This is a genomic window from Candidatus Zixiibacteriota bacterium (assembly GCA_034439475.1).
Taxonomy (GTDB): Bacteria; Zixibacteria; MSB-5A5; order GN15; family FEB-12; genus JAWXAN01.
The window spans coordinates 1-4,194 of sequence record JAWXAN010000020.1; the positions used below are offsets into that span (position 1 = coordinate 1).

The window sequence follows — 4,194 nt, forward strand, 5'->3', positions numbered from 1 at the left end:
ACAAGAAGATATCAGAAATTTACCAACACTTTTTGGCTATTATGCCCATTGCGAGTTTCACCTTCTGAGTCCGCCGTGGCGGATGGCAATCTCATATTCGTCTTAATCCTTGGTGCTGGGCAGAGACGCGCCACACGAAGAGGAATCTCTGGTTACTCCGTCAGCGGAGTATGACATTATAAGATAAGGATTTTTCACCTTCATCATACACCCTCCGCGCCACGCAAAACAGTGAAAGTCGTGTTGCCGTATTTTCGACGTTGTAGAAGCTCAAAACCATTCAAATTGATCTTGTAAGTCTCGTTGCTGTCGTGTTGGGTCAGTATCAGTGTTTCGGAGCCCGTTAAGTTCTCAGCGCGCAACAGGGCAAGGGTTTTGTCTATGAGCTTTAGATATTGTGGCGGGGCGATCATGATAATATCAAATAGCTCGCCTTGTTTGGCAAGTTTCGGAATTGCCGCAAAAACATCATCAGTCTGGCAGTGCAATGTCTGACCGAGACCAAAGGCCTCAGCTTGTGCATTAATCGAAACGGCCAATTTCTTCTCCCGCTCCACCCCTATCGCGCGTATCGCCCCTCTTGATACGGCCTCGAAAAGATATGAGCCGGTTCCGCTGAATAGATCAAGATAGCTCGCCCCACCAATATAGGGCATAAGAAAATCAAATATCGATTTGCGGATACGTGTCAGCGGAGGGCGAGTGATGCCAAGGTTAGGGGCGACAATGCGTTTCCCTTTGAGCGTGCCGGCGATGACTCTGAACTCAAGCTCGGTCTTCGGTTCTCCAAATAGCTCATTTCCCTTTCCTTTTTTCATAGACCAAGTATACGAAATGAGCGACGCTAACTAAAGGATTAGAAGAGCCGATACTATAACTACGATTTATTTAGCTTGCGCCGTGTTATCTCGGTACAACATAATAGAGCGTGTGTGATACAGAAGTGTAACCATCGACTATCACTGAAGAGAAAGACTCAGACAAGGATGCACCGTTGAGCATTACCGAGATCATCAATTTGGACATTGAACAAGCTGTCTTATCGCAGGGATATGGCGCCATTTGTGGTGTTGATGAAGTCGGACGCGGCCCATTGGCCGGACCAGTAGTGGCCGCGGCAGTAATATTATCGCCTGATATCGTTATCGACGGACTCGACGATTCCAAAAAACTCTCAGCGTCTCAGCGCAATCGGATTTTTGAACAGATCGCAAGTATGCAGATTCCATGCGCAATAGGCATAATTGACCATAAAACCATTGACAACATAAATATTCTCCGTGCCTCGCTCATGGCTATGAGAAAAGCGGTCATGGAGTTAGCGGCCAAGCCCGATGTCATACTTGTCGATGGCAGTTACACAATCCCGAACCTTCCACAGCCTCAATATGCCATAATCAGCGGCGACAGTCGCTGCAAATCCATCGCCGCGGCTTCGGTCATCGCCAAGGTAACCCGCGACCGCATCATGGACCACTATGAAGTGCTTTATCCTTCGTTTTCATTTTCTGTCCATAAGGGCTATCCGACCTCGGCTCATCTTGCAGAACTGAAAGAGCATGGCCCATGCGACATTCACCGCAAATCATTCAAACCGGTGGCACAACTCCTCAAAGATTTTTCAGTCGTATAGTATGCCGTCGAATCAATCCGATGGTGGATCAACTCCTCGAAAAAAGAAATTTGCGCTCTATGAAGAGAAGGCCGCGGACTACTTTCGCGAACAAGGATTCGTGATTGTCGAGCGGAACTGGCGAAGCGGGCACAAGGAAATTGACCTTATTGTACAGAAAGAGAGTTTGCTGGTATTTGCCGAAGTCAAATCCTCAAACGGGGAGAAGTTTGGCCACCCCTCCGAGCGCGTCGACAATAGAAAGCAGAAGCATCTGACTCTTGCCGCCCAGGCTTTCATACTGTCACGCCAAATTGAAAAAGTTGATCTTCGTTTCGATGTAATTACGTTTATGAACGGAAAACTCGAGCACTATCCCAATGCCTTCCCGGCCTCGGAATAATTCCTTAGATCACGCTTAATGGGCGATAGGATTATCGCTTTGCGACGGCGGAATCCTTGATCAACACCGATAACTGCACACTATACAGCGAATCGATCAGCCGTTTCACCACCTGGGTGAACAGAAGCATTCGGTCCGGGTCATCTTCTGATTTTTCGATATAATCAAACATCTGCTCAGGAGACAATTCCATTTCACTCAACAGTGAATCCCGGTAGAGGAGAAATTTTTCTGGCTGGTCGCGGTATTTGGCTGTGGCTATCCAGACTTTGGCGGTCGCAAGTCCGAATAACTCACGCTCTGCATTTTGGGATAATGTTCTTTGATCGCCAATCAGGCGGTATCCGAACCACAAGACTGCCACAAGAATGAACGGGCTGAGTCGTCTGAGCCAGAGAAAATAGGTCGAACTTTTCATTGCGTCAACGCGTTAAAGACGTACATTTATGCAAAGTATACCACACTACGTATGAGGTCAAGATATTAGCAATGGAACTTATCTATCCTATAAAAAGACGTAAAAGCCGCTCGGTTAAAATCGGTGATGTCCTTATTGGCGGCGGCTTCCCTATCGCCGTGCAGTCTATGACTACTACTGATACACGCGACATTGAGGCAACTGTAAAACAATGTAACGACCTGTTTGAAGCAGGCTGTGACATAGTCAGACTTTCGGTTCTCAACCATGACGCCGCCGACCACCTTCGTCAAATACGCCAGCGCGTCTCAAAACCGCTTGTTGCCGATATTCACTTTCAGTATAAACTTGCGCTTAAAGCAATTGAAGCCGGTTTCGACAAGATTAGAATAAACCCGGGTAATATTGGCGCCGAGTGGAAAGTACGCGAAGTCACCAAAGCTGCCAAAGATGCCGGTGTCCCAATTCGAATCGGCGTGAACTCAGGCTCACTTCCGCCTGATGTGCTTGAAAAATTCGGCCACGACAACCCCGAGGGGTTTGTTGAGACAGCCTTGAGGGAGATAGCGGTGCTTGAGGATATGAATTTCACCGACATCGTCATCTCAGTCAAATCGACCAACACCACCACCGCCTTCTGGGCTTATCATATGCTGGCGCAAAAATGCGATTACCCGCTCCATATTGGTATTACCGAAGCTGGCACGTTGGAAACCGGCACAATCAAGTCCTCTGTTGGAATCGGCGCAATTTTGATGACCGGAATCGGAGATACGATTCGGGTGTCGCTGACAGCCGATCCAATTCATGAGCCGCGTGTCGCAAAACAAATCCTGATGTCATGCGCCTTAAAAAATGACGCGATTGAAGTCATCGCCTGTCCGACATGCGGACGATGCCAGATCGATATGATTCCTATGGCTGAGGAGATAGAACGGAAAACTCGCCATATCAAAAAGCCGTTGAAAGTTGCTGTTATGGGTTGCGCGGTTAACGGGCCCGGTGAGGCTGCCGCGGCCGATGTCGGCATTGCCGGTGGGGACGGCAAAGGGATTCTCATTAAGAAGGGGCAGATTGTCAGACGGATGGATGAAAAAGATCTGGTTTCGACTCTGCTTGATGAAATCGAACTCATGACGGGTGAGAAAATCGAACGTTAGTTAGAGGTAGCGCGGGTCCGTTTCCGCCCCACGCCAAAAAGAAGATGAACTGAGATTGCCACGTCGTGGCTGATCCGCCTGCGGCGGACTCGCAATGACGCGCAGAGGGTCCGGCTTTGAATCTTGTACCACACTCCCGAAATCCGCCACGACGGTATGATCTTTTCTTCCCGTAGCCCAGCCAACGGCTGGGTTTTTCCTGACCAGTGAGAGAATAATCGAGTTGCTGAAATTTTGTGCGGGGCAACCCGCCACGGCGGACCCACCTACTAATATCGAAGAACCCTCCACGGGAGAGAAGAGGATGAACTGAGATTGCCGCGTCACGAAGTTTATCCCGCGAAGCGGGGCTCCTCGCAACGACATGTAGAGAGTTTCGTTATTTCCCTCTCCCCCTGGAAGAGGGGAGGGTGAGGGCATATTCATGAGGATTACAGAATCGCCTAACCACAGTCTGGCGGGGCGTCCCGCAAGAAGATAAGATGTCAGGATCACGGGGATCTGATCTTGCCCTGAAATAATGGAGAGTTTTCTAAGGTTATTTGTTTATGAGTTCAAAGTCAACCGGACTGATATACTTCAGGCTCGAATGACGTCTGAC

5 protein-coding genes are annotated in these 4,194 nt (G+C 48.9%); 3 read left to right on the plus strand and 2 right to left on the minus strand.

All coding sequences use genetic code 11. From position 1 onward, the window contains the following. Nucleotides 1–203 precede the first annotated feature (203 nt). Nucleotides 204–818, minus strand: coding sequence for an RsmD family RNA methyltransferase (locus tag SGI97_02280; protein MDZ4722723.1), 615 nt, complete (start codon nt 816–818; stop codon nt 204–206). A 176-nt stretch (nt 819–994) separates the two neighbouring features. On the opposite strand from SGI97_02280, the gene SGI97_02285 reads away from it, so the two are divergent. Together SGI97_02285 and SGI97_02290 are read left to right on the plus strand one after the other, a co-directional pair. Next, complete coding sequence (locus tag SGI97_02285) at nt 995–1,633, plus strand: ribonuclease HII (protein MDZ4722724.1); 639 nt, start codon at nt 995–997, stop codon at nt 1,631–1,633. Between the two features lies 1 nt (nt 1,634). Further along, nucleotides 1,635–2,015, plus strand: a complete 381-nt coding sequence (locus SGI97_02290; protein MDZ4722725.1) for a YraN family protein — start codon at nt 1,635–1,637, stop codon at nt 2,013–2,015. 31 nt (nt 2,016–2,046) lie between these two features. On the opposite strand, the gene SGI97_02295 is transcribed toward SGI97_02290, so the two are convergent. Then, a complete protein-coding gene (locus SGI97_02295; protein MDZ4722726.1) occupies nt 2,047–2,433 on the minus strand; it encodes a hypothetical protein in 387 nt (128 codons plus the stop codon). 71 nt (nt 2,434–2,504) lie between these two features. On the opposite strand from SGI97_02295, the gene ispG reads away from it, so the two are divergent. Continuing rightward, entirely contained in the window at nt 2,505–3,593 is a 1,089-nt protein-coding gene (ispG, locus tag SGI97_02300; protein ID MDZ4722727.1) for a flavodoxin-dependent (E)-4-hydroxy-3-methylbut-2-enyl-diphosphate synthase, read from the plus strand. Nucleotides 3,594–4,194: the final 601 nt, after the last annotated feature.

Excerpts from the sequence above, each read along its gene's own strand:
- SGI97_02280 (MDZ4722723.1), bottom strand. The coding sequence starts at position 818 with ATGAAAAAAGGAAAGGGAAATGAGCTATTTGGAGAACCGAAGACCGAG.
- SGI97_02290 (MDZ4722725.1), top strand. The coding sequence starts at position 1,635 with ATGCCGTCGAATCAATCCGATGGTGGATCAACTCCTCGAAAAAAGAAA.
- SGI97_02295 (MDZ4722726.1), bottom strand. The coding sequence starts at position 2,433 with ATGAAAAGTTCGACCTATTTTCTCTGGCTCAGACGACTCAGCCCGTTC.
- ispG (MDZ4722727.1), top strand. The coding sequence starts at position 2,505 with ATGGAACTTATCTATCCTATAAAAAGACGTAAAAGCCGCTCGGTTAAA.